This is a genomic window from Providencia sp. PROV040 (assembly GCF_032706145.1).
Classification (GTDB): Bacteria; Pseudomonadota; Gammaproteobacteria; order Enterobacterales; family Enterobacteriaceae; genus Providencia; species Providencia hangzhouensis.
Genome location: NZ_CP120530.1, coordinates 2,503,203 through 2,529,432 on the forward strand (window position 1 = coordinate 2,503,203; position 26,230 = coordinate 2,529,432).

The window sequence follows — 26,230 nt, forward strand, 5'->3', positions numbered from 1 at the left end:
TGCATTCTCCTGACATTTGTCTATAATAGAAGTGACAAATGTCAGGAGGTTCAAATGAGAAACTATATCCCCACAACCCCACTTCAACCGACTGCTTCATCCTTTAAACCACTGTGGCGCCATGTAGGGTTACCCGCAGAACGTGGTATTGAGTTAACTCATTTCTTGCGTCAAGGCCTATCTGTCTCTGTCTTAGACAATATCCAAGAATGGTCAGGAATGAGCAAAACTGAATTATTGCGAATATCCGGCATTAATGAGCGCAATATTGCTCGACGTAAAAATGCTGGCCAGCCCCTTAATGCTGATGAAAGTGAGAGAATTGCTCGTCTAGTGCGGGTATTCGATGCTGCGGTGCGTTTATTTAATGGAGATAAGCACGCGGCTAGTGATTGGCTTAACCACCCAGTTAAAGGGTTAGGACATTTACGCCCTATTGAGCTTATTGCGACAGAAAGCGGAGCCATTGAAGTGATTGATTTGATTGGCCGTATTGAACATGGCGTATTCTCATGATTTTATATCGATTGGTTAAATCCAATTTTGCGCATGATGCATGGTCGGGCCAAGGAGCTATGCTCTACGGCGGGCGTTGGAATCATAAAGGGACTCCTGCTGTTTATACTTCAACGAGTATTTCATTAGCGACCCTTGAAGTACTCGTTCACATCAATCAAGACATACTATTGAGCCAGTTCAGCTTACTATCCATAGATATCAATGATAAGTACGTGATGAAATTGTCGTTAGATCACCTTCCGACAGATTGGCAACAAGACCCCGCACCAACCTCCACCATGGATATTGGCACTATATGGCTTAATAACCAAGATAGTCTAGCATTATTAATTCCCTCTTGTATTGTTCCCTATGAATACAACGCAATTATTAACCCGTTACATCCGCAATTTCAAAAAGCTTTACATACCGTTAAACCACTAGATTTTAGTGTTGACCCGCGCTTAGCATAATTAGATATTTGCTAATAAATACTGTAAAAAAGCATCTATTTTCGGTGATAATGCACTACGGCTCGCATAAACCGCGCGAAGTTCTATAGGCGCTGGCGATACTTCATCGAATGCTATCCGCACTAATTTCTTCTGTTTAATCTGTTCTTCGCATGCATCTAACGCCAAAATAGCATAACCTACCCCATTCACTGCAGCAGTATGAGCCAAAATACCACTATTCACTCGGTAGCTGCTGTCAATTATCACTTTTTTCTGTAAGCCAGATGAATCAATAAATATCCACGGTTGCCCCTGTAATGCACTCAAGCTCGAAATGCACGGCATATTGGCTAAGTCAGAGTATGAACACGGTTTTCCTACTTTTTCAATTAATTGGGGTGATGCAACAACAACGCTTTGCCATGATTTGATCAGACGTGAGTGATAGCTACTGTCTTCAAGATGACCACGATGAAAAGTGAGTAACAAATCAATATCATCACTAATAACATCTTGAGGTATTAATTGTGTATCACAGTGAATATTCAATTGTGGGTGAGATAATGCAAACTTCGCTAATAAATCTGCTAATAATAAACTACCGGATTCACTGGGAATAGTTAGCCTTAACGTGCCTGTAATTTGTTGTGGATGACATATTTGCACTACAACTTGCTCTAATTCACTGACTAGTTTTTGGCTTTGTTCAAATAAAATATTTCCTGTTTCCGTTAGCCGCATTTGCCGGGTTGTACGTTCAATTAACTGGCTGTTAAGTTGTTGTTCCAACTGTTTAATATAACGACTCACATTCGATGTTGGCATTGAAAGTAACTTTGCCGCATTAACAAAATTTCCTTGTGTCGCGACGGCAATAAACACTTTCAATAAATTCAGGTCAACAGCCATTTCTAATTCCTATAGTTCACGCGCTATTAACTTGCACTAATAGCATTAGCAGTAACCAAAATCCATTATTTTTTGATACCGCTGTGCCAGTAATACGTCTATGTCTAATTGAGTTAGCTCATTTAAATCAGTGAGTAACTGTTGTTTTAATTGTTGTGCAGCTAACTGATAGTCGCAGTGAGCCCCACCCAAAGGCTCAGAAATAATGGTATCGATAATACCTAACTCTTTTAACCGTGGAGCGGTCATTCCCATTACTTCCGCTGCAATTTGTGCCTTCTGGGAATCTTTCCATAAAATAGAGGCACAACCTTCTGGAGATATCGCCGCATAAGTACTGTATTCCAACATATTAATACGATCCCCCACACCAATCCCTAATGCACCACCAGAACAACCTTCACCTGTAATGACACAAATAATAGGGGTTTTTAAATGAGACATTTCTATAATATTGCGTGCAATAGCTTCTGCTTGCCCGCGCTCTTCAGCACCAACACCGGGGTAAGCCCCAGCAGAATCAATAAATACCATCACTGGTAAGTGGAAACGTTCCGCCATTTTCATTAAACGAAGTGCTTTACGGTAGCCTTCTGGCGATGGCATCCCAAAATTACGCATAACTTTCTCTTTTGTTGTCCGCCCTTTTTGTTGCCCAAGCACCATAACCGGCCTACCATCTAAACGAGCAAGGCCACCCACCAGCGCTTTGTCATCAGCAAAAGCTCTGTCACCCGCTAATTCCTGAAACTCAGTAAATATTAATGGAATATAATCAAGGGGATAAGGCCTTAATGGGTGTCTCGCTAATTGGACAATCTCCCATGCCCCAAGCGATGCAAATATGGTTTTCGTAAGCGAATGACTCTTTTTTCTCAAGAGCTGGATTTCTTCTTCTAATTTAATCTCTGATGGATGTCCTTTTTGCTTGAAGGCAATAAGCGCTTCAATTTTGTCATTGAGTTCAACGATAGGTTTCTCAAATGCAAGAAAATGATTAGTCATAACGTTCCTAAAATGGTAACAGCAATCTTAGGAGTGTAATCAGAGAATAAATCCCATTCTATGCTTAAAAATAGGATTAATTGTTATCAAGAATGGGATAATGTTTTAACGCTGACTTTTCTTTAGCAAATTTGATTTTAAGCTGTTTTCCATAATCTTTTGAAAATTAGAGCATAAAAAGTGATTTTCTTCAGGGCAATTCGCAATATGCAAAATACCCTTTTTTAAGGCTAATAACCCCTGTATGGTTTGCTCAATTTCTTCTGCTTTTTCAAGTAGGCTCGCACGTTCAATATTAGGGCCATCCTTATGGTTGAGCATGCTAGCAATTTCATCGAGTGAAAATTTAGCTTCTTGCCCCAATGCAATTAAAGACAAACGGGTTATTACGTCTTTCCCGTGATAAACCCGTTTTAACCCTTTACGCCCTATCGGCTTAATCAGCCCTCTCTCTTCATAATAACGTAGGGTTGATGCTGCTAAACCTGATAATTGGCTAACTTGAGAAATATCTAACTCATCATACATGAAATACTAACCCGCTATAATACTCGCTAATCAGGCTAATTGTTGGCGCAGTAACACCGTAATCGTGCCATTCATAAAAATTTCACGGTCAACAACGTAACCTAACTTTTCAGCCACACGTAAAGAAGCTAAGTTCCTCGGTTCAATAAAACAAATAGATTGCCGATACTTATTTTCTTTCGTCAGCCAAGACAGTGCAGCCTGCATAGCCTCTGTTGCATAGCCTTTTCCTTGATGTTCAGGTGCAATGACCCAACCCGCTTCTGGAATGCCTTTAACATGGGGTTCGACCATACGATGAAAATCCGCGAAACCTAAATCACCAATATATTGACCACTCGCTTTTTCACGGACAGCCCAATAGCCAAAGCCTAATAATGGCCATAAACCACCATAAGCTAACATTCTCATCCATGATTCGCGCTCACTAGAAGGCATACCACCAATGTAACGAACCATTGACTCAGTCGCCCATAACTTCGCAAGTGCAGGAAAATCACTTACTTGGTGTTTATTTAATATCAGTCTATCTGTTTCAAGTTCAGGTATTACAGCCATTGATTGCTTCTCCTTGCTATCTAAATGGGGGTTCATCGAACGTTCTTAATTTCCTTGAATGCAATTTATCCCCTTCTTTCCTCAATAAATCAATAGCACGAATACCTATTTGCAAATGTTCTGAGATTGCACCTTCATAAAAACTGTTTGCTTGACCGGGCAATTTAATTTCACCATGCAGAGGCTTATCAGAAACACATAACAGCGTGCCATAAGGAACCCTGAAGCGATACCCCTGAGCTGCAATTGTGGCACTTTCCATATCCACGGCAACCGCGCGGCTTAAACTAAAACGGCGAGCCGTTGCAAAAAAACGTAATTCCCAATTTCTGTCATCTGTTGTAACAACGGTTCCAGTTCGTAGACGTTGTTTTACCAATTCCCCAGGCATATTGCTAACTTGTTTTGTAGCGTCATATAGCGCACGCTGGACTTCCGCAATACTTGGAATAGGAATATCTGGCGGTAATACATCATCAAGAATATGGTCATCACGCAAATAAGCATGGGCCAGAACATAATCGCCAATTTTTTGGCTTTCTCTTAACCCGCCACAATGGCCAATCATCAACCAAGCATGTGGTCGTAAAACGGCTAAATGATCGCAAATATTCTTTGCATTTGAAGGCCCAACACCGATATTTACTAAAGTAATTCCTGCCCCATCTCTAGCGATTAGATGATAGGCAGGCATTTGAAATCTTTTCCATGTCAAATCTGATGTCGCTATTTGTGGGTCTGCATTCTCAGCGGTTAAATAATTATGTCCAACACAAGATAATGCAATATAACGACTTTCAGGATCACGTACCTGTTCACATGCCCAATTCACAAATTCATCGACATAACGGTTATAATTAGTGAAAAGAATGTACGGTTGAACATGTTCAGGTGGGGTTCCTGTATAATGCTTTAATCGCGCTAATGAAAAATCCACACGTAATGCATCAAAATGAGACAGCGGCATTTCATCCGTAGCAGAGTTCAAACCATCTGTAATATCATCACTGATATGAGATAAATCGGTTATCGGAAAATGTGCAGCTAAATTACTGCTCATACTCCTATCTAATGCTAAATCTGAACCATCAATGACAAAAGGATAAGGAATTTCAATTTTTGAAGGGCGAACGGAAAAAGTGACATCATAATCCTGTTGTAGGATAGATAATTGCTCAACTAAATAAGCACGGAATAGTTCTGGCTGAGTCACCGTAATGGTGTAATCACCCCGTTTAACAAAACGTGCATAAGCACGGGTTTTTTCGCAATGATCAACTTTGCCTTCCCATGTAACACACAGTTCGGGATAAGCAAATAACCCATTTTCCCTTTCTGTAATATCGGGTATGCGGCCTTCTTTTACATAAATAGCGATAGCATCTCTTAATGAATCAATCGCATTGCTATATAACAACGAAAGTTTATCTAAAACATCTTCAATAGATAAGTTTTCATATTTCTGGCATTTTTCCAAAGACACACACAACTCCTTATCATCAGATAAAATTATCTCCGATAACATAGAGTATCAATGTGACAGTTGCAAAATATATCGCGATTAACGTACTTATATCACAGTTAATGTACTACAAAGGATAAAACAATTGGTAATGTGAATACCGCAGCCACGGTTTGTAATGTAATTATACCTGCCATTAGTTGGCTGTCCCCATTTAACTGACGCGTTAAAATATAAGCGGTTGGCGCAGTAGGAATAGCAAAAAATAGTACTAATAGAATTGTTTCAAGGTTTGGCAAAGAAAATAAGCCCGCCACTGTTAATGCTAAAATAGGCATAAGAAGTAAACGTAACAATGTTGACGCCATAATAGGCTTAAATTCATTTCTTAGTGTTGAGGTTTGTAATGCGGCTCCAATACAGATTAAGCCTAATGGTAAGCTGGCAGCTGCGAGTAGTTTTAAAAATTGGTCCGAGCCAAAGGGTAATCCCACTGGGGATATATTCAATAACACGCCAACGACACAGGAAATGATCAATGGGTTTTTTATGATTGGTAATAAAATTTGCTTAGCTGAAACCTTTTGTCCTGAAGATAACGAAAGCACAGCAATGACATTACAGCTTGGTACTAAAACAGCCATAATTACCGCAGCAATAGCGATCCCTTCTTTGCCAAATAAATCAGCAACAATAGCCAACCCTAAATAAGTATTAAAACGCGTGATTCCTTGGATATGCGCGCCAAATCTCGGGATAGGTATTTTGAATAAATATTTACAACCTAGAACTAGCACAGAACTAATTGCTAAAACACAAAGGATGGCGCTCGCTAAATAGGGTAATTTAGGGTTGTCCAAAGGTGCAGTTGCGAGACTGTTAATTAATAATGCAGGAAACAAAATAAAATAGTTTAATTTTTCAGCACTCGGCCAAAAATCAGTGGTGAATATTGTCGAGCGACGCAATACAAATCCCATTGCAATCAGAGCAAATAATGGCCACAAAACTAATAGAATCTTATCCATGAGAACGTAATCTGTTTTTATTTGAGCATTAAGTGAGTTTGTTAATCAGTCTATCGTTAAATTTTTGTAGCTGATAGGTAAAAAAAGCGCTATTCCTATGTTTTGCTTTTCTTAGCTTATTTTCGATTAAATCGAGATTGCATCGACTTTCTCTTATTTATATTTAAATAATATATTTTTCCGCCCTTAAAACACAAGCTCCTAAACTTATCTCACTTCGACATATAAAAATCATTTGCTTAGGAGTTCAATATTATGTATTTTTATTCATTATAAATGCATAATTAAAGAGGTTAGTATGTTTAAAAAATTAGTTTTTGCTGGCTGTATGTCATTGGCAGCCTTCGCCGGGAATGTTTACGCAAAAGAAAGCTATACCGTTGGTGCTGGTGGGACTTACCGTCCGTTTGAATATGAAAATAGCCAAAAACAGCTCGAAGGCTTTGATATTGACATCATTAAAGCAATTGCAGAAGCAGAAGGTTTTGACGTTAAACTTGTCAATACCCCTTGGGAAGGAATTTTTGCGACCTTATCGTCTGGTGATAGAGATATTTTAATTTCGGGGATCACAATTACAGATAAACGCAAAAATATGGTTGATTTCTCTAACCCCTATTTCCCGGCTGAGCAAGCGATCGTCATCAGTGAAACATCTGATGTTAAAGACTTAAATAGCTTAAAAGACCTGAATGTAGGTGTTGTGAACTCCAGCACTGGTGATATTGTTGTTTCTGATGTAATAGGTAAAAACAGTACAGCAATCAAACGTTTTGACAATACTCCTCTTTTATTACAAGAACTATTCGAAGATGGCATTGACGCTGCAGTTGGTGATGTCGGCGTAATTAAATATTATATAAAAACGCACCCTGAGAAAAAATTTAAACTGATTTACGATAACCATTTCGAAAAACAATATTTTGGTATTGCTGTCGCTAAAGGAAATAGTGAATTACAGCAAAAAATAAATAATGGCTTAGATAAGATTATTGCAGACGGTACATACAATAAAATTTACCAAAAATGGTTTGATGAAAATGTTCCTCAATTACCAAAACAATAATTAAATTTAACTTAAAGCCATCTATGGATGGCTTTTTCACGTTTTAAATCAGGGTGAAAATTAAGATGTCTGCGTTTCGTTGGGAAATAATTGAAGAGTATGCTCCATTATTTGCTGAAGGCGCAATGATGACGATAAAAGCAACCATCATTTGCGTTATTTTAGGCTCACTATGGGGATTAACCCTCGGTTTAGGCAGAACGGCCAAAGCTGAACAAGGGATTTGGAAACCTATTTTACACTATTTTGTACAGTGGCCAGTTCGCTTCTATGTCAGTGCCTTTCGTGGTACTCCACTATTTGTTCAAATAATGGTTGTTCACTTTGCCTTAGTGCCACTGTTTATTAACCCTCGTGATGGCTTATTTGTTACATCAGGGTTAATGTCTGTTGATACCGCTAAAATGCTCCGCTCCGATTACGGTGCTTTTCTATCTTGCGTCATTGCAATTACTTTAAACTCAGGAGCTTATGTCTCTGAAATATTCCGTGCGGGTATTCAATCCATTGATAAAGGGCAAATGGAAGCCTCTCGTGCGCTTGGTATGAGTTGGGCAAAAACAATGCGCAAGGTGATTCTTCCGCAAGCTTTTCGGCGCATTCTTCCCCCATTGGGAAATAATGCCATCGCAATTGTCAAGGACTCCTCCCTCGCTTCCGCAATTGGTTTGGCCGATCTCGCCTATGCAGCAAGAACAGTCTCCGGCGCTTACGCAACTTACTGGGAACCCTACTTAACAATATCTGTGATTTATTGGATGCTGACATTTATACTTGCTCAGTTGGTGCAATATATGGAAAGAAGGTTGGGCAGAAGTGATTTACGTTAATAATTTACAAAAAAAATTTGGTGATGCTCATGTACTTAGAGGCATTTCTTGTGAAGTTAAACCTCAAGAAGTGATTTGTGTCATTGGCCCTTCTGGTTCAGGAAAAAGTACCTTTTTACGTTGTTTGAATGCGCTAGAACGCCCTGACGGGGGCGAAATTCAAGTCAATGGTTTTAACGTTCATGATCCTAAAACTGATTTAAATAAAATGAGAGAAAATGTGGGGATGGTGTTTCAGCGTTTTAACCTATTCCCCCATATGACCGTGTTAGAAAACTTGATGATGGCGCCAACCTTAGTGAAAGGAATAAAAAAGGAATTGGCACTTAAACAAGCAGAACAACTTCTGATCAAGGTAGGGTTGTTAGATAAAATTGATGCATGGCCAGCCAGTTTATCCGGTGGGCAGCAACAACGAGTCGCTATTGCTAGAGCGTTAGCCATGCAACCATCCATTTTGTTATTTGATGAGCCGACATCTGCACTTGACCCCGAATTAGTTGGTGAGGTTCTTTCAGTGATGAAAACCCTTGCAAATGAAGGTATGACAATGGTTATCGTCACCCATGAAATGGGGTTTGCACGTGAAGTTGCCGACCGAGTCTTGTTTATTGACCAAGGTATTATTCAAGAAGAAGGCACGCCAGAACAACTCTTTACTGCACCTAAAAACCCACGGACTGCGGAGTTTCTAAGTAAAGTACTTTAATTTTATAGCCTGCTTAGTATGCTAAGCAGGTTTTTCTGATAGCCAGGTCTTTTTATTATCGATACGCTAAGAATATTCGCTCTTAATAAAGATTAATTTATGGATATCAAAAGCCTCTGCAAACAATACCGCTCAGGGAAAAAATTTAAATATGTTTTCTTCTGGGGCCACCAAACCAAACAAAATCAAATTACAAAAAGCTGCTTCAGCCAATGGTACCCTTCCCCATTTATTGTTAATAACCACCGCTTTGCCAGTGCAGAACATTTCATGATGGCCGAAAAAGCACGCTTATTTGGTGATTTAGAAACATTGGATAAAATCATTCATGCACCAAATCCCGGAGCGGCTAAAGCATTTGGTCGTGAAGTTCGTGGGTTTAAGCAAGATGTTTGGGATGAAAACCGTTTTGCTATTGTTGTCAGCGCTAATATGGCAAAATTCTCTCAACATGAAGAATTAAAACAGTTTTTACTCTCCACAAACGAACGTGTTCTAGTTGAAGCTAGCCCCGTCGATAAAATTTGGGGAATAGGCCTTGCCGAAGATAGTGAAAATATTGAAAACCCATTAACATGGAAAGGGTTAAACCTTCTCGGTTTCGCATTAATGGATGTTAGAAGTCATCTAGCCAATTAACTCTCTAATTTTTGCTTATTTTCTGATAAAATGAAAAACCCGTTGTTATTAAACAGCGGGCCCGTCATTATTTTATCAAAATATAGAATATACTACTGAGCTTTATTATAAAGGCATTCTGTATTCAATTACCCCAGGCTTTTCTGCCACCCAGTTATACAATTTTTGGCCTCGCAAATTGGTTTCTTGTGTATGCCAATATAGACGGCCACATTGTTTCTCTTGCGCTTGTGCGTGTACAAATTCAATTAATTGTTTTCCTACATGACGTCCTCTCATTTCTGGCGTCACATATAAATCTTCAAGGTAACAAAAATCATTTTCAGCCCATGTTGAGCGGTGAAATAAATAATTCACAAAACCAACAACTTTTCCATTTTCCAACGCAACAGCACAGTACATCGGCTCACTCTCATCAAAAAAGCGCTCCCATGCTTTTAAGGTAATTTCTTCACTTAAATCTACCTGATAAAATTTCTGATACTCTAACCAATACACTAACCACTCTGGGTAATGTTCTGGCGCAACAAATTCCACTGTAACTGGTAATGCTGTTTTATTCATAATAACCCTTCCATTTGTAGACATATTACATAATGGCGCTATAGTACCTAGCAATCTGGCTCTATATAAGAGACACTTTTGTTATTTATTTAGGATCCACTTTATGCGACGCCAACAGCATGCCCAGTTCCCATTACTATTACTTGAAAAAGGTTACATTAAAGAAAATGTTTATCACACAATACGTAATGCCATCTTAGATGGACGTATTGCTGCTGGAATTAAACTTCCTTCCTCTAGAGCATTAGCAGAAATGATGGCGATCTCACGAAATTCGGTAATTGCTGGGTTTGAACGACTAATTGATGAAGGATACCTTTATTCCCAAAAAGGCTCAGGGACTTATGTTTCCCCCCATATTCCTGATGAGTTAATTGGTGCCATAAGTAGCACTAAACAGGGTGACCAATCTGGATATCCTGCATTAAATCTGAATCCTAGAGTTTCCACTTTATCGAATTTATGGGAAAAATCACGTCCAAATACCAACAAACACCAAATGTTTAATATCGGTATTGGTTGTGTGGACCAATTCCCGCATGAATTATGGGGAAGATTATTAGGTCGAGTTTGGCGTAAGTCCAAACAAATTATTACGCATTTTAATCACCCTGATGGGTATACACCACTAAAAGACTTATTGGTAGATTACGTCCGTTCGACTCGGGGAGTTCATTGTAAACAGCAGCAAATTATTATTGTTAATGGAACACAGCAAGCCATTAATTTAGCGGCAAAAGTCTTATTACAGCAAGGGGATAAAGTATGGTTAGATGACCCTGGCTATGATAGTGCGAGAGCTATTTTAACCGCTGCTGGTGCTGATATTGACGCTATTCCATCCGACAAAGAAGGAATGGATATTATATATGGTGCGAAACACCATAAAACAGCAAAATTAATTTATACCACGCCTTCTCACCAGTTCCCTCTGGGCACAACTCTCAGCTTACCTCGGCGTTTAGCATTATTGGATTGGGCGCAACAAAATAACGCATGGATTTTTGAGGATGACTACAATAGTGAATTTCGCTTTTTATCAAAGCCAATTCAAGCATTGCAAGGCTTAGATAATCATCAACGTGTTATTTATGCAGGGACATTTTCTAAAATGATGTACCCCGGCTTTCGTTTAGGTTTTTTAATAGTGCCAGAAATTCTGAGTGAGGCATTCACCATGATGAAATATTATAGTGATAGCCACTGTGGTTATTTAGAACAGGCCGCTTTAGCTCAGTTTATCCAAGAAGGCCACTATGCACGCCATGTCAGAAAAATACGGAAGATATGTTACGAGAGGCAAAATACTTTTATCAGTGCCATCAATCACTATCTCCCTCACCTATTTAATGTACAGATGACGGATTCAGGCATTCATACTGTTTGTTGGGTGAAAGACGGTTATGATATTAACGTGATCCTTAACCAATGCCGTCTGTTGGGCTTTGGCGCACAACCGTTATCACGCTACTGTATTCAAAGTACTCACCAAAATGCAATTCTATTTGGCTATGCTGCCCATTGTGAAAACGAGATAATTAGCAATATAAAATTACTCAGTGAACAATTGAGTAATATATACCCTAGCTAAACAAAAATGATTTTCAGCGTTTATCCGATAGCGAGAATTTTTCTAATCTTTATAACTGTACCTTAATAGCATTGTTTATATTGAGGTGCTTTTATGACAAAAATAAATTATCCCCATGAGTACGAAGTTGGCGATGTTGTCTTTACCAGTATTGGGACTGAGCTATTTCGCCAAATAGCCTCGGCATCTTTATGCTGGAGTAACCATGTTGGCATGATTGTAGGTCATAATGGTGAAGATTATTTAGTTGCAGAAAGCCGCGTTCCCCTTTCAACAACCACGACCTTATCGCGGTTTATTGCCCGTTCGTCTGACAATCGTTACAGTGTACGCCGATTTTCCCATACATTAACAAGTGAACAAAAATCCGCATTAGTCGCCGAAGTTCCTGCTCGTTTAAATAAGTTTTATCACACGGGATTTAATTATGAGTCTTCTAGGCAGTTTTGTTCAAAGTTTGTTTTCGATATTTATCAATCTGCGTTATCAGTTCAAATAGGGGAATTAGAAACCTTCAAGGAATTATTAACTAAAAACCCGAATGCAAAATTAATTTTTTGGAAGTTATGGTTTATTGGACAAATTCCATGGGAACGTAAAACAGTTACTCCTGCAAGTTTATGGCATCACCCTGAATTATCATTAATTTATCGCAGCCATGATGACATTCATTAATTAGCGATATTGATATTTGACTAAGCCACTCAACGTTTATAAGAGTGGCTTAACATGATGCCTTAATCTTTATCAATCAATAAGCATTACATCACCATTAAGCAAATTTGCTGTAATAGCCAGTTATTATAGTAAAGCCTCTTCTATTAGAGACTTTACTTTGCTTACCTGTACCGGAATTGCGTGGGTTATCGCGATTATTTTTTCTTATTTAGCATCGATTTCAAGTCAGCAAACGGGTTATAAGTTGCTGCTTCAATATCATTTTGTGCATCTTCCCCTGCCACGACATTAGTGCCATACATTTCAGCTTCTGTGTACTTCGAATGCTCATGATCATGGCAAAATAAACACAATAGCTCCCAATTGCTGCCATCTTCAGGGTTATTGGTATGATCATGGTCGATATGATGCACAGTCAATTCACGTAAATTTGAATACACAAATTCACGAGTACAGCGTCCACAAACCCATGGGTAAATTTTAAGTGCTTTTTCACGATAGCCACTTTCTAATCGCGCATAGTTTTTAGGGATCAAAGCCATTGCCGATATTCCTATTAAAAATAGTAATTTTGAGATAATACGCCTAATATACCTCAATTCAGAGCAAAAAAAGAAACTCAAAACAACAAAAAACCCAGATATGATGACATCGCCAACTTTATAGGGCATGTCATCAACTCCAGGCTAATTTATTAGTTAGTTTTTACTTAGATTACTTATTCAACAATTCTCTACGGATAATCTCAGCCCCTGCACTTAATGCATTAAGTTTACCCGTTGCGACCCGTCGAGATAATGGTGCCATACCACAGTTTGTTGATGGATAAAGTTTATCAGCATCCACAAATTGCAGCGCTTTTCGTAACGTATTGGCGACTTCTTCTGGTGTTTCGATGATATTGCTAGCCACATCAATCGCCCCCACCATCACTTTTTTACCGCGAATAAGCTCAATTAAATCCATAGGAACATGGGAGTTATGGCATTCTAAGGAGATAATATCAATATTCGAGGTTTGCAGTTTTGGGAAAGCCTCTTCATATTGCCGCCACTCAGAACCCAGTGTCTTTTTCCAGTCAGTATTAGCTTTGATGCCGTATCCATAACAGATGTGAACTGCTGTCTCACATTTCAGCCCTTCAATGGCTCTTTCTAACGCAGCCACCCCCCAATCGTTTACTTCATCAAAAAACACATTAAAAGCCGGCTCATCAAACTGAATAATATCAACGCCCGCGGCTTCAAGCTCTTTTGCTTCTTGATTCAATATTTTAGCGAACTCCCATGCCAGTTTTTCACGACTTTTATAATGGTTATCATACAGTGTATCAATCATCGTCATCGGCCCAGGAAGCGCCCATTTAATCGGCTGTTTTGTTAGCTTACGTAAAAATTTAGCATCTTCCACAAAAACAGGTTTTTGGCGTTCAACCGCTCCAACTACCGTCGGCACGCTCGCATCATAACGATCACGAATTTTAACCACTTCACGCTTTGCAAAATCAACACCACTGAGGTGTTCAATAAATGTCGTCACAAAATGCTGGCGTGTTTGCTCGCCATCGCTAACAATATCAATCCCAGCACGTAGTTGATCTTCAAGGGATAAGCGCAATGCGTCTTGTTTTCCCTCGATGAGTTCTTCATTTTGCAGCTTCCAAGGAGACCAAAGCGTCTCAGGTTCAGCAAGCCAAGAAGGTTTTGGTAAGCTGCCCGCGGTAGATGTTGGTAATAATGTTTTCATAATAATTGACCTTAAATTTTTATAATTAATCAAAGCGCGTAGTTAGCAGACCATTGCTCTAGAATATGCTTATAGGGTTCAATAAAGTGTTCTTCCGTATATTTCCCTTGCTCAATAGCCAATCGGCTACGTTCTTCGCGGTCATAAACAATTTTTGTTAATGAATAATCTTGGTTCGTCAAACTCGGTTGATAGCATGGTCCCGCAACGGAGTTCGCATTGTAAATCTCTGGCCGATAAATCTTCTGGAATGTTTCCATCGTGCTAATTGTGCTAATTAATTCAATATTGCTGTAATCGCTCAGCAGATCTCCCGTAAAATAAAATGCCAGCGGTGCAACACTATTTTGAGGCATGAAATAACGAACCTGTAATCCCATCTTTTTAAAATATTGATCCGTTAATGAAGCCCCATTTTGCTGATATTCAATACCCAATATAGGATGTTGATTCCCAGTTCGGTGATAAATGTCTTTATTGGAGACGCTTAAACATATTACTGGCGCCTTACTAAAATGCGCTTTATATTCGCTAGAATTCACAAAATATTTAAAGATATTCCCATGCAAGTCACCAAAGTTTTCTGGAATACTAAAGCTTACTTGGTTCTTATTGTGGTCTAACAATAAAACACTAAAATCATAATCACGCACATAAGATGAAAAGTTATTTCCGACAATACCCTCAGTTCGTTCACCTGTTTTATGATCAATAATATTGGTTTTTAATATTTCAATCACAGGGAACCTATTACTATTTTCCTCAACACTCATCTCGACAGAAATAATTTCCAACTCGATTGAATAACGGTCGCTTTTAGGGTTATCCCAATAGGCTAATGTATTGAAACGGTTGTTCATCATGACAAGCGTGTTACGCAAATTTTCTTGGCGATTTTTCCCTCTGGCTAAATTAGCAAAGTTAGTTGTAATACGTGTATTTTCAGAAGGATTATAATTTTCATCAAAAAGACTACTTTTAATCGTAAATGTAAAATTTTTGTTCATTGTCTCGTCACACCCTAAATTCCAAGATGGAAACTCAATTGACTTCTTGATTTTCTAGAAGTTTTAGTTGTCCATTCATCAATCTTTATGTTGTAAATACGTTAATTCGTTTGCGTTATCTAATTTATGCCAGAGCTATTGATTGAGTGAAAGCGACTTAATTTCATTTCGAACATGAACGATTTTCATGATCATCTATTTCACTTATTTTAATTATGCGACAAAGAACCAAGAAATATTATTTTTCATTATAATTCATAATGTTAAGTGCATTATATGGACAATTTCCAAGAAGGGATGAATATTCGACTCGAAGACTTAAACATTGGTTAGTGAAATAAATTTATTTAGTACATATAGAAAACACTAGGTCATACAGTCAAAGTCATTAACTAAAATTAACTGCAATAATAAAAAGTGGCGCAGTATTATGCACAAAAAAAAGGCACTCGCCCCCGAGTGCCTTTTGACTACAACTCACTGAATATAAAGTAAATTACACCTATTCAGCGGTTCTGGTACTTGTGCGGATCAGGTAATCAAATGCGCTAAGTGCGGCTTTGGCCCCTTCTCCAGCTGAAATAATAATTTGTTTGTATGGTACCGTTGTACAGTCACCGGCAGCAAAAATACCTTTAATACTGGTTTCGTTACGTGCATCAATCTCGATTTCCCCCATACGGTTTCTAGCGACTGTGTCGCCTAACCAATTGGTATTAGGCAATAAACCGATTTGCACGAATGCTCCCGCCACTTCTAATAAATGTACGCTATCATCAGTGCGGTCTTTATATTCAAGACCCGTCATTTTACTGCCATCGCCTTTTACTTCTAAGGTTTGCGCATTGACGATAATATCAACATTCTTTAGGCTACGTGCTTTTTGCTGTAATACAGAATCTGCTTTCAGTTCCGGAGCAAACTCCAGAACGGTCACATGCTCAACGACACCGGCTAAGTCAATAGCCGCTTCAATACCCGAGTTACCACCACCAATAACGGCAACACGTTTACCTTTAAATAACGGACCATCACAGTGTGGGCAGAATGTTACACCCTTAGTACGATATTCTTGTTCCCCCGGAACACCCATATTTCTCCAGCGAGCACCTGTTGAAATAATAATACTGCGTGATTTTAAGATCCCACCCGATGCAGTTTCGATTTGGTGTAATCCACCTTCTTCTGCCGCAGGGATCAGTTTTGCAACTGATTGGCCATCAATGACATCAACATCATAGCTGTCCACGTGGTTCTTCAATGCGCCTGCAAAAATAGCCCCTTCCGTTTTGATAACTGAAATATAGTTTTCAATATCAACCGTGTCCATAACTTGGCCACCAAAACGCTCGCCAATTACGCCAGTACGGATCCCTTTACGTGCGGTATAGATTGCTGCTGAAGCTCCTGCTGGGCCACTACCAATAACAAGGACTTCAAAAGGCTCACGCTCTGTGAGTGATTTCGCTGCACGCGCATCTGCGTTGGTATCAACTTTGCTAACAATTTCACTTAACGTCATACGCCCTTGGCCAAACTCTTTTCCATTCAGGAAAACCGCAGGAACGCCCATCACATTACGTTCATCAATCTCATTTTGGAAAAGCGCACCATCAATAGCCGTATGGCTAATATTTGGATTTAAAACTGCCATTAAGTTCAACGCCTGAACAACATCTGGGCAGTTATGGCAAGATAAAGAATAATAAGTCTCAAAGTGGAATTCGCCTTCAAGGCCTTTAACCTGCTCTAATAACTCTTGCGCTTCTTTAGATGGATGACCACCGATTTGCAATAATGCCAGCACAAGAGAGGTAAATTCATGTCCCAAAGGTGAGCCTGCAAAACGCAAACCACTATCTGTACCTGGGTTAGTAATTAAAAAAGACGGTGTTCTTAGTGCGCTATTGCGCTCTTCACGTACAGTGACTTTATCTGACAGAGATGCAATTTGTTCTAACAGCTGCCTGATTTCATTTGATTTTTGGCTGTCATCTATATTAGCAACTAATTCAACGGGTTTAGTTAAACGTTCTAAGTAGGCTTTCAACTGTGCCTGTAAATTATTGTCGAGCATGTAATCCCCTTTAATTTTTATCATAAAATCGGGTACATATACCCGTCATGATCCAAGTTGCAGGCCTAAACACCTGCAACCTGAATTATTCAGTGTTAATCAATTGGGTTAGATTAATTAGATTTTGCCGACTAAGTCCAAAGATGGAGACAGTGTTGCATCACCTTCTTTCCATTTAGCTGGGCAAACTTCACCTGGGTGGCTTGCAACATATTGTGCTGCTTTAACTTTACGTAACAGGTCAGCTGCATCACGACCGATACCTTCAGCAGTAATTTCGATTGCCTGAATGATACCTTGTGGGTCAACAACGAAAGTGCCGCGGTCTGCTAAGCCTTCGTTTTCACGCATATTTTCAAAGTTACGTGTTAATGCGCCAGTTGGGTCACCGATCATGGCATATTTGATTTTACCGATAGTTTCTGAACTTGCATGCCATGCTTTATGGGTAAAATGTGTGTCAGTAGAAACAGAGAAAATTTCAACACCTAATTTTTGGAATTCTTCATAATGGTCAGCAATATCACCCAGTTCAGTTGGGCAAACAAAGGTAAAGTCAGCTGGATAGAAGAAGAAAACGCTCCATTTACCTGCAACATCTTTTTCAGAAACTTCGATGAACTGGCCATCTTTAAATGCTTGGTTAGTAAATGGTTTGATTTGAGTATTAATTAATGACATATGATGTTCTCCTGTTTGGTTGCCTATTAAGTTACTGTTTTACAGCAGCTTAATCCAATCATTACCCACTATCGATTTGATAGGCGCAACCTAATCATGTGCCAATAATTAATAGGTGAAGCATTAGAACGCTTACTGAAAAATTCAGCAAGCGTTTTATGCATTAATGGATGTTTTATGTACAGTAGGTTATGCCATGGTGGCAATCGTTTTGCGAAAACGAATGAGTGCGAGAGAAAAGAATACAGCACCAATAACAACAAGAACCGCAAATTGAGGCCAAACAATTTGGAAGCCAGCTCCGCGATATAAAATCGCTTGAGCAAGGCTAACAAAGTGCGTTGTCGGCATGGTTAACATAATGTCTTGAACAAGCTGAGGCATACTTTCTCGCGCTGTCATCCCGCCAGAAAGCATATTTAATGGCAATAACACTAAGATCATCAACAAACCAAACTGAGGCATGGAACGTGCAATCGTCCCCATAAAAATACCAATCGACGTTGTCGCAAATAAACTCAAAGCCACCCCACACATAAACAATAAGATAGAGCCTTCGATTGGTACTTGTAGCAATGTTTTTACGACCAAAATTAAGGAAACACCAGATGCAATCAATACCACCAGCCCCATTGACCATATTTTCGACATCATAATTTCAAATGGCGTTAGTGGCATGACCATCAAATGTTCGACTGTACCGTGTTCCCGTTCGCGGATTAGTGCAGCCCCCGTTAAAACAATCGATAACATCGTAATATTATTAATGATTGCCATAACAGAACCAAACCAGGACTGTGTCAAGTTAGGGTTAAAGCGCATCCTCACTTCCAAATCAACAGGTAAACTCGAATTACTACGGTATTTTGCTAAAAATTCATTCACTTCCCCTAAGGTAATATTTTGAATATAACTATTTCCTAAGAAAGCTTGGCTCATCCTTGTTGCATCAATATTTACCTGAATTTCTGGGTGCCGTCCGGCAAGCACATCACGTTGAAAATTAGGCGGAATATCTAGCGCAAAAGTATATGAACCACGATTTAACAAACCATCAATTTGATCTGGTGTGATATCCGCGGGTGGTAAAAAATAAGGCGCATAAAAGCTATTGATTATCCGATTTGATAACTGTGACTTATCTTGGTCAGCAATCGCAATGGGCGCATTATGTAAAGAGCCGGGAGTCACCGTTGCCGACGAATAAATCGATACCGTAAAAGCAAAGACAATCAACGCTAGCATTGCTTTATCGCGGCCTAAACTGCGTAACTCTTTGACTCCTAGGTTAAAAATATTCTGAATTTTACGTATCATCGCTATGCCTCCTGCTTTTTCAGGAATAAAACACTGAGCCCAATAACCAATGGAACAGTGATCAGTAATGGGATAAACGATGACTGTAAATCGAATAAATTTAGTCCCTTAGAGAAGGTTCCTCGCGTGATAGTTAAAAAGTGTGATGTTGGATAAACCATCCCAACCCAGCGGCCAATACCTTCCAATGATGAAACTGGGTCAATCATTCCTGAAAATTGTGTTGCTGGTATCAGAGTGATGATAGAAGTACCAAAAATTGCTGCAATTTGGCTTTTCATAAAGCATGAAATTAATAACCCCATTCCTGTTGCAATACTGATATACAAAAATGCGGCCAAGGTTAACGTCAGAAAACTACCTTTAAATTCAACACCAAATATATAGACGGACAGTATGCAAAGTAATACAAAGTTAAACATGCCTAATAAAATATAAGGGAGCTGCTTTCCAAGTAAAAACTCTAATTTGGTGATCGGGGTGACATAAAGATTGATAATCGAACCAAGCTCTTTTTCCCGAACAACACTCAACGCGCTAAGCATTGCGGGGATCATCATTAATAATAATGGAATAACTGCGGGAACAATCGCCGGTAAACTACGAACATCAGGGTTATAACGATATCGGGTTTCAATGTCGATAGCTGGCATACCAGCAACGCCAACGGGTTGGCGAGCAGCCATCGTACTTAGCCATGCTAAGTGCATCGCTTGCACATAGCCACGCACAGTTTCAGCGCGGTTTGGCATCGCACCATCAATCCACACGCCAATTTTAACGTTATTGCCGCGTGCAACGTCCCTTGCGAAGTTAGGCGGAATTTCAATCGCAACGGTAATCTTACCGCTACGCATACCAGCCTCTAAATCATCATAATCCTTGATTGGTGGTTGTTCGATAAAGTAACGTGAACCTGCTAAGTTCAGTGTATATCCCTGACTTAACCCTGTTTGGTCGCGATCTAGTACGGAAAAACGTAAATTTTCGACATCCATACTAATACCGTAACCCATAATAAACATAAGAATTACAGTCCCTAATAACGCGAGTGTTGAACGCACTGGGTCACGACGTAATTCCATCCCTTCTCGAATGGAATAACTGAATAACCGGCGTAAACTAAAACGTTTTTTTAACGCTTCGGTCGCTTGTTCTTTCAGTTCAGGGTCAACATGGAACTCAGGGGCAGTTTCTTGCCCTTGTCCTGCATCCCCCACAGCATCTTGTAAATAGGCAATAAAGGTTTCTTCAAGCGTGCCAAGGCCTCTTTTTTTGGTCAGGTTAGCAGGGGTATCACAATCTAAGACTTTACCTGCATGCATGAGTGAAATACGGTCACAGCGCTCTGCTTCATTCATAAAGTGCGTAGAAATAAAAATTGTGACACCGTCACGTCTTGATAGATCGACCATCAAATTCCAGAACATATCTCTGGCAACGGGGTCTACTCCCGAAGTTGGCTCATCGAGGATTAACATTTCAGGTTCATGAATAACTGCGACAGCTAAAGATAACCGTTGCCGGATCCCCAAAGGTAAATCGTCAGGCATTACGTCTCGCACATCATCAAGTTCAAAACGCTGGCACATTTCGTCCACTCGCTGGGGAATTTTGTCCTCAGCTATATGAAAAAGCTTGGCGTGAAGTACGAGATTTTGCTCAACACTCAATTCACTATATAGTGAAAATGCTTGCGACATGTAGCCGACACGCTTGCGTGTTTCGATATCTTTCGGATCTATTTCTTGACCAAATAGCCATGCTTGCCCTTCACTGGCTTGTAATAAACCCGTCAACATTTTCATAGTGGTTGATTTACCACAGCCATTAGACCCTAAGAAACCAAAAATCTCCCCTTTTGGGATCTTAAAATTCACATGGTCAACAGCGACGAAGTTACCAAAACGCATAGTGAGGTCTTGGGCTTCAATAGCAATAATATTGTCTTCTGTGGTATCACGTGGAGGGATCACGACTTTTTTGTGGCCACTGCGTTTTTCTTCAGGTAGTAATTCAATAAACGCAGCTTCAAGATCATCACATTGAGTTTGGGCTTTTAATTCAGATGCATGACCTGTAGCGAGCACCTTGCCATCATCCATTGCCACTAACCAATCAAAGCGTTCGGCCTCTTCCATATAAGCCGTTGCGACCAAAACGCTCATATTGGTTTGTCGCAAACGAATGCGGTCAATTAAATCCCAAAATTGCGCACGAGATAACGGGTCAACCCCTGTAGTAGGTTCATCCAAAATTAATAAATCGGGATCATGAATTAGCGCACAGCATAACCCAAGCTTTTGTTTCATCCCTCCTGATAACTTGCCTGCTGGACGGTCTTTAAATGGCGCAAGCCCTGTACTTTCAAGCAAATCCTGAATCCGATATTCACGCTCAGCTTTTGATTGGCCAAATAAGCGGCCAAAAAAGTCGACGTTTTCATAAACAGATAACGTATGGTAGAGGTTCTTCCCTAAACCTTGCGGCATGTAGGCGATGCGAGGGCAAACAGCTCTACGATGCTCAATATCACTCATATCACCATCAAGTACCGTTATTTGGCCTTGTTGAATCACTCTTGCCCCTGCAATCAGGGAGATCAGGCTTGATTTTCCTACACCATCAGGGCCAATCAACCCAACCATTTTTCTTGCTGGGATGGAAAGTACAATGTCATCCAACGCACAATTGTCACCATAATGTTGGCTGACATGTTGTATATCGATAATCACATCATCCATCAGTTTATTGGTCATTGTGGTAATCTCACCTCTAATTCAGCAGGCCAAGATTCATTAGGGTCTAAACGCACATAAGCTTTTCCGGGCAGCCCTGTTTTCACATATTCTAGATGTTGCTCTAATAATTCAGGCGAAATTCGTGCACGCACTCTGAACATTAATTTTAGGCGTTCATTTTGTGTTTCTACGGTTTTCGGTGTGAATTGAGCAACACTCGCCACGAAAGTGGTTTTGGCTGGGATCACGATATTTGGTGCAGCGTCAAGTATGATGTGAACATCACTGCCTAAGGCAACTTTTCCTGCATCTTCAGTCGGTAAGAAAAATGTCATATACACATCACTTAAATCGACCATGTTCAAGACTCGTCCGCCAGCGCCAAGTACCTCTCCAGGCTCAGCGACACGATATTGAATACGCCCGTTTCTTGGCGCTTTTAGAATACTGTCATCTAAGTCCGCAATAATACGGCGTTCCGTTGCTGTCGCTGCATCAACACGGTTTTTCGCTTGGACTATACCAGCGCTTGCAGAATCAATGGCTGATGTCGCGGCGGCAACTTGAGCTTTTGACGCTTCCAGTGCTGCACGAGAGCCTTGCATCTGTGCTGTATCATCATCGACTTGTTGCTGAGATACGGCGTTGGTTCTCACCAAAGCTCTAGAACGATTTAACCGTTTTTGCGCTGCGTCTAACTCCGCTTCACGTTGACGAACAACAGCCTGGGCTGCAACTTTTTCGCTTTTACGTTGCGCTAAAGCAGACTCGGCAGTGGTCACTGCACTGATGGCTTGGCGTAATTGTGCCTGTACTTCATGGAGTTGCTCTTGGAGTGCTCGCGTATCCATGCGAGCAAGTTCTTGCCCTTCTTTAACAAAATCCCCTTCTTTTACATTAATCGTTTCAATACGTCCTGCCGTCTTAGTGGCAATATCAATTTCTGTTGCTTCTATACGGCCGTTACTTTGAGCGAATCCAGCGGGTAGACCACCTGAATTAACATTCCAGTAATAGAAACCACCCGCAACAATAATTAATATTAAAATGATGTAAAAAGATACTTTTTGTTTATTTATTTTCATACCATCCCTTTCCATTAAATGAGAAAACAAGGAACAACAATTATTTTGATTATTAACCTGGTGATTATTAATAAAATGACATAACTGTCTCTATACGAAATAAATACCCTTAAAACTAAAAATATTATTTTTATTTAAAACTTGGCCAAGTAAGTGTTAGCACTACCATTAAATTGGCTATCTATTTAATTTAATGGCATTTTATCAACATTTGGTTTAAGTTTAGTTGCCTTATGTCACAAAAAAACAGAATAAACTCACAAAAATCAGGATAAGGCATTAATTGTACATATTTAATTCAAAATAAAAAAATAAAGCCAGCAACTTAATTTACTGGCTTTATTTAACGATGTTTGAATATGAATAAATATTAGCTTGCGAATGCAGCAATCACTTTTTCATCCATTCGGTAACGAACCCATTCATCTTGCGGTTCTGCGCCAATACTTTTATAAAAATCAATTGCTGGCTGGTTCCAATCTAAAACACTCCATTCCAGCCGTTGGCACTTTCGTTCTACGGCTAACACTGCAATATGCTTGAGTAGCTTCTTTCCTGCACCCGCGCCACGAAAATCTGGGGAGACATACAAATCTTCTAAATAAATACCATTATTCCCTAACCATGTTGAATAACTCGTAAAAAATACGGCATACCCTGCTGGCTGACCATCCACATAACAGATTAAGGCTTCTGTGCTTGAATTCGCTCCAAATAAGGAATTTTCAATATCAGCTACCGTGGCTTTAACTTCGTGACGTGCTTTTTCATAATCTGCCAATTCAATGATCATATCTAATATCAAAGCAGCGTCATCACATGTTGCGGGTTTTATTTCTACGTTCATTTGGGGCTCTCTTGTTTTTTGAATCATGATTTTAAACGCTACATAGCAAGAACCCAATTCACAGCAATATTATTCATTTCTTCGCGCATGATATAAGTAACATTTATACCTGTATATGCTTTTTCCTATAATAATCAGAGAGCGCATTTTCGGACCTTGTTGGTTAAATAACATATTAGCTATAATTCTCTCATCGATTAACTAAATGAATATTAAGGAGGCTAATTTATGTTGTTGTGTGATCTTATTGAATATTCACACTTCTTTGGTAATCGCCAGAGCTCAGGCTTTCACAGTTTTATACTGCGATAACCCTGCCTGAGCGAAGCCACTAAAGAAAATCTTCCCTCAGCTTACTGGGTTGTCGTTACGACTATACCCTGGCGTTTTTCGCCTAAAATTTGAGTAAGCTATGAGCACTTTATTAACTGTAAAATCATTAAATTACGATACTTCAACCTCTACCTTATTAAGCGATATTTCTTTTACCATCCAACAAGGTGACCGCATTGGTTTAATTGGCCATAACGGGAGTGGAAAAAGTACATTATTGAAGCTAATAACCCAACAACTGTTTCCTAATAGTGGCAGTATTACCTATGCAAATCATTGTGTTACTGCTTATATTGAACAACATTTACCCGATGAAATCGCTTGTTTGACTCTGATTGATGCGCTTGTTCAAAAACTCCCTGAACAAGATAAAGTCACTGAGCGCTGGCGGGCTGAAGTTTTATTATCAGAATTAGGTTTTACACCTGAACAATGGGAACAAAAAGCGAATGCCATCAGTGGAGGACAACATACACGTTTGCTGCTGGGGCGTGCTTTAATTGAACAACCCGATTTACTGTTACTCGATGAACCTAGTAATCATTTAGATTTGCCCACACTGATTTGGTTAGGTAATTTCTTACAGTCATGGAAAGGGAGTTTTGTGCTAGTTTCCCATGACCAATCGTTATTAGATAAAGTCAGTAACTGTACTTGGATTTTACGAGATAAATCATTACATTTTTATCGGTTACCTTGCAGTGCAGCACGGCAAGCATTAAGTGAAAAAGACATCACTGATGCACGCCGTAATCAAGCAGAGCAAAAAGAAATTGACCGTATTGCATCAAGTGCCAAGCGTTTAGCGATTTGGGGGCATGTGTATGACAATGAAGCCTTATCACGCAAAGCCAAACAGATGGAAAAACATATTGACCGTCTTAAAGATGCCCAAACCGAATTAACTGAAGGCTATCAATGGAAGCTTGCTTTAAATGGCAAAGCTATTCCTGCAGATAGAGTTTTAGAGTTGGAAAACACCGTTGTTTCAACACCGAATGGAAATCAGTTATTTAAAACGGCATTTCATCAAGTGAAAAGTGGTGATCGTATCGCTATCATGGGAGCCAATGGCTGTGGTAAATCAACACTATTACGTCTACTTTGGCAACATTATCAACAAAATTTACGCTATAGCTCACAATTGAAGTTTCATCCAGCAATTCGTGCTGGTTATTATGACCAACAATTAGAGCAGTTAAATGATAATGATAGCCTATTAGATGCACTACGTCATTTTTCACCTTTAACCGATGAACAACGAAAAATGGCATTGATTGGAGCGGGGTTTGCCTATAATCGTCACCAACAGAAAGTGGCAACACTGAGCGGTGGTGAACGCGCTAGATTATTGTTTATTGGTTTAAGTTTAGCTCAGTATGAGTTGATTTTATTGGACGAACCTACCAATCACCTTGATCTAGAAGGCAAGGAAGCACTTTGTGAACAAATTAGCTTATTTTCTGGGGCATTATTGGTTGTAAGCCATGATAAATGGCTCATTGAAAATAGCTGCCAACGCTTCTGGTTTATCGATGATAATCGGCTAGAGGAATACCTTAATGCTGATGATATTTATCATAAAATCGAGCAGCAATCCCAGCAAGTGTTAACGTCTACGCTTGGGGAAAATGCCCCTTCTAAATCAACGATTGAAATTCTCAGTAAGGAAGCTACTCATGAAGATGAGTTGTTAGAAACATTGCTGATATTGGAGCAAAAGCTACTTGCGGATCAAAAACGCAAATTAAGCCACCAAAAACCGCAATTACAGCAGCAGTGGATCAACGAAATAGCCCAAATACACGCTAAATTGGGCTTGTAACCGATACCCCTGGTTACGTTAAGTGATCAGGGGATTTTTTATGAAGTTATA

The 26,230-nt window shown here is 39.6% G+C and carries 25 protein-coding genes; 9 read left to right on the top strand and 16 right to left on the bottom strand.

The window, feature by feature from the left end:
• Positions 1 to 54: 54 nt before the first annotated feature.
• Together P3L40_RS11460 and P3L40_RS11465 are read left to right on the top strand one after the other, a co-directional pair.
• Positions 55 to 516, top strand: coding sequence for an antitoxin Xre-like helix-turn-helix domain-containing protein (locus P3L40_RS11460; protein WP_004254502.1), 462 nt, complete (start codon positions 55 to 57; stop codon positions 514 to 516).
• Positions 513 to 971, top strand: coding sequence for an RES family NAD+ phosphorylase (locus P3L40_RS11465; protein ID WP_110591697.1), 459 nt, complete (start codon positions 513 to 515; stop codon positions 969 to 971). The genes P3L40_RS11460 and P3L40_RS11465 overlap by 4 nt, the downstream gene beginning before the upstream one ends.
• Here the strand turns inward: P3L40_RS11465 and P3L40_RS11470 are convergent, their stop codons facing one another.
• The 6 genes from P3L40_RS11470 to P3L40_RS11495 form a co-directional block, all read right to left on the bottom strand.
• Positions 972 to 1,862 carry a LysR family transcriptional regulator gene (locus P3L40_RS11470; protein WP_136134963.1) on the bottom strand — a complete coding sequence of 297 codons (891 nt, stop codon included), beginning with the start codon at positions 1,860 to 1,862 and terminating at the stop codon, positions 972 to 974. It lies immediately after the preceding gene.
• Between the two features lie 45 nt (positions 1,863 to 1,907).
• Positions 1,908 to 2,867, bottom strand: coding sequence for an acetyl-CoA carboxylase carboxyl transferase subunit alpha (gene accA, locus P3L40_RS11475; RefSeq protein ID WP_094960599.1), 960 nt, complete (start codon positions 2,865 to 2,867; stop codon positions 1,908 to 1,910).
• 105 nt (positions 2,868 to 2,972) lie between these two features.
• Positions 2,973 to 3,395, bottom strand: a complete 423-nt coding sequence (locus P3L40_RS11480; RefSeq protein ID WP_210852494.1) for a helix-turn-helix domain-containing protein — start codon at positions 3,393 to 3,395, stop codon at positions 2,973 to 2,975.
• Between the two features lie 30 nt (positions 3,396 to 3,425).
• The gene (locus P3L40_RS11485) at positions 3,426 to 3,989 is read right to left on the bottom strand and encodes a GNAT family N-acetyltransferase (protein WP_004254518.1); all 564 of its coding nucleotides are present in this window, start codon (positions 3,987 to 3,989) and stop codon (positions 3,426 to 3,428) included.
• Positions 3,970 to 5,430 (bottom strand): AMP nucleosidase, encoded by a 1,461-nt coding sequence (locus P3L40_RS11490; protein WP_409373457.1) that lies wholly within the window; start codon positions 5,428 to 5,430, stop codon positions 3,970 to 3,972. Before P3L40_RS11490 ends, P3L40_RS11485 begins: the two co-directional genes overlap by 20 nt.
• Before the next feature lie 104 nt (positions 5,431 to 5,534).
• On the bottom strand, positions 5,535 to 6,443 hold the full coding sequence (locus P3L40_RS11495) for an AEC family transporter (RefSeq protein ID WP_094960602.1): 909 nt from the start codon (positions 6,441 to 6,443) through the stop codon (positions 5,535 to 5,537).
• A gap of 298 nt (positions 6,444 to 6,741) precedes the next feature.
• On the opposite strand from P3L40_RS11495, the gene P3L40_RS11500 reads away from it, so the two are divergent.
• From P3L40_RS11500 to P3L40_RS11515, 4 genes are all read left to right on the top strand, one after another.
• On the top strand, positions 6,742 to 7,509 hold the full coding sequence (locus P3L40_RS11500; protein ID WP_004254527.1) for a basic amino acid ABC transporter substrate-binding protein: 768 nt from the start codon (positions 6,742 to 6,744) through the stop codon (positions 7,507 to 7,509).
• A gap of 65 nt (positions 7,510 to 7,574) precedes the next feature.
• Positions 7,575 to 8,339 (top strand): amino acid ABC transporter permease, encoded by a 765-nt coding sequence (locus tag P3L40_RS11505; protein WP_004254530.1) that lies wholly within the window; start codon positions 7,575 to 7,577, stop codon positions 8,337 to 8,339.
• The gene (locus P3L40_RS11510) at positions 8,326 to 9,048 is read left to right on the top strand and encodes an amino acid ABC transporter ATP-binding protein (RefSeq protein WP_004254533.1); all 723 of its coding nucleotides are present in this window, start codon (positions 8,326 to 8,328) and stop codon (positions 9,046 to 9,048) included. The genes P3L40_RS11505 and P3L40_RS11510 overlap by 14 nt, the downstream gene beginning before the upstream one ends.
• A 99-nt stretch (positions 9,049 to 9,147) precedes the next feature.
• Positions 9,148 to 9,687, top strand: coding sequence for an NADAR family protein (locus tag P3L40_RS11515; RefSeq protein WP_094960603.1), 540 nt, complete (start codon positions 9,148 to 9,150; stop codon positions 9,685 to 9,687).
• A gap of 105 nt (positions 9,688 to 9,792) precedes the next feature.
• Here the strand turns inward: P3L40_RS11515 and P3L40_RS11520 are convergent, their stop codons facing one another.
• A complete protein-coding gene (locus P3L40_RS11520) occupies positions 9,793 to 10,251 on the bottom strand; it encodes a GNAT family N-acetyltransferase (protein WP_094960604.1) in 459 nt (152 codons plus the stop codon).
• Between the two features lie 103 nt (positions 10,252 to 10,354).
• Here P3L40_RS11520 and P3L40_RS11525 point away from each other — a divergent pair, with 103 nt between their 5' ends.
• Complete coding sequence (locus P3L40_RS11525) at positions 10,355 to 11,842, top strand: PLP-dependent aminotransferase family protein (protein ID WP_210852490.1); 1,488 nt, start codon at positions 10,355 to 10,357, stop codon at positions 11,840 to 11,842.
• 93 nt (positions 11,843 to 11,935) lie between these two features.
• A complete protein-coding gene (locus P3L40_RS11530; protein WP_136134968.1) occupies positions 11,936 to 12,517 on the top strand; it encodes a YebB family permuted papain-like enzyme in 582 nt (193 codons plus the stop codon).
• Between the two features lie 197 nt (positions 12,518 to 12,714).
• On the opposite strand, the gene yajD is transcribed toward P3L40_RS11530, so the two are convergent.
• The 9 genes from yajD to P3L40_RS11575 all read right to left on the bottom strand — a co-directional run bounded on the left by yajD (position 12,715) and on the right by P3L40_RS11575 (position 24,021).
• A complete protein-coding gene (gene yajD, locus P3L40_RS11535) occupies positions 12,715 to 13,062 on the bottom strand; it encodes an HNH nuclease YajD (protein ID WP_004254555.1) in 348 nt (115 codons plus the stop codon).
• Between the two features lie 172 nt (positions 13,063 to 13,234).
• Positions 13,235 to 14,266: a methionine synthase gene (locus P3L40_RS11540; RefSeq protein ID WP_004254558.1), complete on the bottom strand. Its 1,032-nt coding sequence runs from the start codon at positions 14,264 to 14,266 to the stop codon at positions 13,235 to 13,237.
• Between the two features lie 29 nt (positions 14,267 to 14,295).
• Positions 14,296 to 15,273, bottom strand: a complete 978-nt coding sequence (locus P3L40_RS11545; protein WP_136134969.1) for a DUF1852 domain-containing protein — start codon at positions 15,271 to 15,273, stop codon at positions 14,296 to 14,298.
• A gap of 502 nt (positions 15,274 to 15,775) precedes the next feature.
• Positions 15,776 to 17,350: an alkyl hydroperoxide reductase subunit F gene (gene ahpF / locus P3L40_RS11550; RefSeq protein ID WP_210852489.1), complete on the bottom strand. Its 1,575-nt coding sequence runs from the start codon at positions 17,348 to 17,350 to the stop codon at positions 15,776 to 15,778.
• 117 nt (positions 17,351 to 17,467) lie between these two features.
• The gene (ahpC, locus tag P3L40_RS11555; protein WP_004254784.1) at positions 17,468 to 18,031 is read right to left on the bottom strand and encodes an alkyl hydroperoxide reductase subunit C; all 564 of its coding nucleotides are present in this window, start codon (positions 18,029 to 18,031) and stop codon (positions 17,468 to 17,470) included.
• A 189-nt stretch (positions 18,032 to 18,220) separates the two neighbouring features.
• The gene (locus P3L40_RS11560) at positions 18,221 to 19,345 is read right to left on the bottom strand and encodes an ABC transporter permease (RefSeq protein ID WP_187710820.1); all 1,125 of its coding nucleotides are present in this window, start codon (positions 19,343 to 19,345) and stop codon (positions 18,221 to 18,223) included.
• Positions 19,346 to 19,350: 5 nt separating this feature from the next.
• Positions 19,351 to 22,107, bottom strand: coding sequence for a ribosome-associated ATPase/putative transporter RbbA (gene rbbA / locus P3L40_RS11565; RefSeq protein WP_096863711.1), 2,757 nt, complete (start codon positions 22,105 to 22,107; stop codon positions 19,351 to 19,353).
• Positions 22,104 to 23,174: an HlyD family secretion protein gene (locus P3L40_RS11570; RefSeq protein WP_036957769.1), complete on the bottom strand. Its 1,071-nt coding sequence runs from the start codon at positions 23,172 to 23,174 to the stop codon at positions 22,104 to 22,106. The genes rbbA and P3L40_RS11570 overlap by 4 nt, the downstream gene beginning before the upstream one ends.
• 370 nt (positions 23,175 to 23,544) lie before the next feature.
• Positions 23,545 to 24,021 (bottom strand): GNAT family N-acetyltransferase, encoded by a 477-nt coding sequence (locus P3L40_RS11575; protein WP_036957770.1) that lies wholly within the window; start codon positions 24,019 to 24,021, stop codon positions 23,545 to 23,547.
• Between the two features lie 412 nt (positions 24,022 to 24,433).
• Between P3L40_RS11575 and P3L40_RS11580 the strand changes: the two genes are divergently transcribed.
• The gene (locus tag P3L40_RS11580; protein ID WP_210852488.1) at positions 24,434 to 26,179 is read left to right on the top strand and encodes an ABC-F family ATP-binding cassette domain-containing protein; all 1,746 of its coding nucleotides are present in this window, start codon (positions 24,434 to 24,436) and stop codon (positions 26,177 to 26,179) included.
• The last annotated feature ends 51 nt before the right edge of the window (positions 26,180 to 26,230 follow it).

Excerpts from the sequence above, each read along its gene's own strand:
- P3L40_RS11465 (WP_110591697.1), top strand. The coding sequence starts at position 513 with ATGATTTTATATCGATTGGTTAAATCCAATTTTGCGCATGATGCATGG.
- P3L40_RS11460 (WP_004254502.1), top strand. The coding sequence starts at position 55 with ATGAGAAACTATATCCCCACAACCCCACTTCAACCGACTGCTTCATCC.
- yajD (WP_004254555.1), bottom strand. The coding sequence starts at position 13,062 with ATGGCTTTGATCCCTAAAAACTATGCGCGATTAGAAAGTGGCTATCGT.
- P3L40_RS11520 (WP_094960604.1), bottom strand. The coding sequence starts at position 10,251 with ATGAATAAAACAGCATTACCAGTTACAGTGGAATTTGTTGCGCCAGAA.
- ahpF (WP_210852489.1), bottom strand. The coding sequence starts at position 17,350 with ATGCTCGACAATAATTTACAGGCACAGTTGAAAGCCTACTTAGAACGT.
- P3L40_RS11525 (WP_210852490.1), top strand. The coding sequence starts at position 10,355 with ATGCGACGCCAACAGCATGCCCAGTTCCCATTACTATTACTTGAAAAA.
- P3L40_RS11500 (WP_004254527.1), top strand. The coding sequence starts at position 6,742 with ATGTTTAAAAAATTAGTTTTTGCTGGCTGTATGTCATTGGCAGCCTTC.
- P3L40_RS11470 (WP_136134963.1), bottom strand. The coding sequence starts at position 1,862 with ATGGCTGTTGACCTGAATTTATTGAAAGTGTTTATTGCCGTCGCGACA.
- P3L40_RS11580 (WP_210852488.1), top strand. The coding sequence starts at position 24,434 with ATGAGCACTTTATTAACTGTAAAATCATTAAATTACGATACTTCAACC.
- P3L40_RS11530 (WP_136134968.1), top strand. The coding sequence starts at position 11,936 with ATGACAAAAATAAATTATCCCCATGAGTACGAAGTTGGCGATGTTGTC.
- accA (WP_094960599.1), bottom strand. The coding sequence starts at position 2,867 with ATGACTAATCATTTTCTTGCATTTGAGAAACCTATCGTTGAACTCAAT.
- P3L40_RS11575 (WP_036957770.1), bottom strand. The coding sequence starts at position 24,021 with ATGAACGTAGAAATAAAACCCGCAACATGTGATGACGCTGCTTTGATA.
- rbbA (WP_096863711.1), bottom strand. The coding sequence starts at position 22,107 with ATGACCAATAAACTGATGGATGATGTGATTATCGATATACAACATGTC.
- P3L40_RS11480 (WP_210852494.1), bottom strand. The coding sequence starts at position 3,395 with ATGTATGATGAGTTAGATATTTCTCAAGTTAGCCAATTATCAGGTTTA.
- P3L40_RS11545 (WP_136134969.1), bottom strand. The coding sequence starts at position 15,273 with ATGAACAAAAATTTTACATTTACGATTAAAAGTAGTCTTTTTGATGAA.
- P3L40_RS11515 (WP_094960603.1), top strand. The coding sequence starts at position 9,148 with ATGGATATCAAAAGCCTCTGCAAACAATACCGCTCAGGGAAAAAATTT.
- P3L40_RS11495 (WP_094960602.1), bottom strand. The coding sequence starts at position 6,443 with ATGGATAAGATTCTATTAGTTTTGTGGCCATTATTTGCTCTGATTGCA.
- P3L40_RS11485 (WP_004254518.1), bottom strand. The coding sequence starts at position 3,989 with ATGAACCCCCATTTAGATAGCAAGGAGAAGCAATCAATGGCTGTAATA.
- P3L40_RS11505 (WP_004254530.1), top strand. The coding sequence starts at position 7,575 with ATGTCTGCGTTTCGTTGGGAAATAATTGAAGAGTATGCTCCATTATTT.
- ahpC (WP_004254784.1), bottom strand. The coding sequence starts at position 18,031 with ATGTCATTAATTAATACTCAAATCAAACCATTTACTAACCAAGCATTT.
- P3L40_RS11540 (WP_004254558.1), bottom strand. The coding sequence starts at position 14,266 with ATGAAAACATTATTACCAACATCTACCGCGGGCAGCTTACCAAAACCT.
- P3L40_RS11570 (WP_036957769.1), bottom strand. The coding sequence starts at position 23,174 with ATGAAAATAAATAAACAAAAAGTATCTTTTTACATCATTTTAATATTA.